A 1,530-nucleotide genomic window follows, 5' to 3' on the forward strand; every position below is an offset into this window, starting at 1 on the left:
GCACAAGAATCTACAATATCCAGGACAGTCATGTTCAATATCTCATTCTATTTTTAATGTGATTGGTTCCTTATCAAATCAAATTCGAGATGTTTTACCTGTCCTATAAATATACTAGCATCATTTGTGACAGATGGAGAATTCCGTCGTCGCTGGTGGCATTTAGATTGGTTAAAAGAATTTGATGGTTTTACGACAAAACATTTGGATAAATTTATTAATGGAAGAAATAATCATATTGAATTAGGTAGGATTGAAGGTAAGATTTCTTATGATCCAAATAAAGCACATAAAGAAATGTATGCATGGGATTTCTTGAAGAATGAGGCAAGTAAATATGGTGTAGAAGCCAAGAAGTGTATTTCTGGACCAAACATGATTTTGATTGATAATTTTTTACAGTTAGGTATCAAAGATACGCCATACTATGGAACAGATATTGAAGCAGTCATTGATGATATTGGATTGGCATATCAGGCAGCCATTCGTGATTTCTACAATCATGGATGTCGCTACATTCAAATTGATGATACTTCATGGACCTATATGATTGATGATACATTTGTATCAAAAGTAGAAGGTTTAGGTTATACAAAGGCACAAGTATTAGATTGGTTTGTGCGTGTTAGTACTAAGGCTTTAGAAAATCGTCCAGAAGATATGCAGATTGCGACACACTTCTGTAAAGGAAACTTCAAAGGAAATCCATTATTCCACGGATTTTATGATACGATTGCCAAGTCTGTTGCGAGCATTCCATACGATGGATATTTTGTAGAATATGATGATGCTCGTAGCGGAACATTTGATCCTTGGGCTGTTTTAAAAGGTACTGGCCGTACATTTGTAGCTGGCTTGATTTCTACAAAGCGTAAAGAATTAGAAGAGCATGATGCGATTAAGGCACGTTATGAACAAGCTAAAGCTGTAGTCGGTGAGAATATTGCACTTTCTCCACAATGTGGATTTGCCTCTGTTGAAGAAGGTAACTGCATTGATGAGGAAACACAATGGAAGAAAATTGATTTATTGGTATCTTGCCAAGACTTTATTTAAGAGGAATCGTTTGATTTCTCTTTTTTTTTAAAAAAAGAACAAGCATTTACTTGTTCTTGTAGTATGAATTTAAAAAAGATTCTTTGAATTCTTTAAATGTACTATCTAAAATAGCTTGTCGAGCTTGTTCAGTTAAACGGATGATAAAGCGAAGATTATGTATAGAAGCAAGTTCGAAATACTTTGCGGATTCCGTACGATCTTGTGATTTCCATAGTCTTCTTAATTCACCAAGTGTGATATGAGATAGACAAGTAGGGCAATCACAACCTTCATCGATAATTTCATCGCTATCTCTATATTTTGATAGATTGATAGGACCATGCATTGTATACAATCTTCCATGTCTTTGATGCTAGTATATTTATAGGACAGGTAAAACATCTCGAATTTGATTTGATAAGGAACCAATCACATTAAAAATAGAATGAGATATTGAACATGACTGTCCTGGATATTGTAGATTCTTGTGCA

2 protein-coding genes are annotated in these 1,530 nt (G+C 34.2%); one reads left to right on the top strand and one right to left on the bottom strand.

The annotated features are described in order from the left end of the window. Positions 1–126 precede the first annotated feature (126 nt). Entirely contained in the window at positions 127–1,056 is a 930-nt protein-coding gene (locus FYJ55_RS10595) for a uroporphyrinogen decarboxylase/cobalamine-independent methonine synthase family protein (RefSeq protein ID WP_326831875.1), read from the top strand. A 46-nt stretch (positions 1,057–1,102) separates the two neighbouring features. Here FYJ55_RS10595 and FYJ55_RS10600 read toward each other — a convergent pair whose 3' ends face one another. Next, the gene (locus FYJ55_RS10600) at positions 1,103–1,393 is read right to left on the bottom strand and encodes a tRNA-guanine transglycosylase (protein ID WP_268234158.1); all 291 of its coding nucleotides are present in this window, start codon (positions 1,391–1,393) and stop codon (positions 1,103–1,105) included. Between the last annotated feature and the right edge of the window lie 137 nt (positions 1,394–1,530).

The organism is Holdemanella porci (assembly GCF_009696075.1).
Classification (GTDB): Bacteria; Bacillota_I; Bacilli_A; order Erysipelotrichales; family Erysipelotrichaceae; genus Holdemanella; species Holdemanella porci.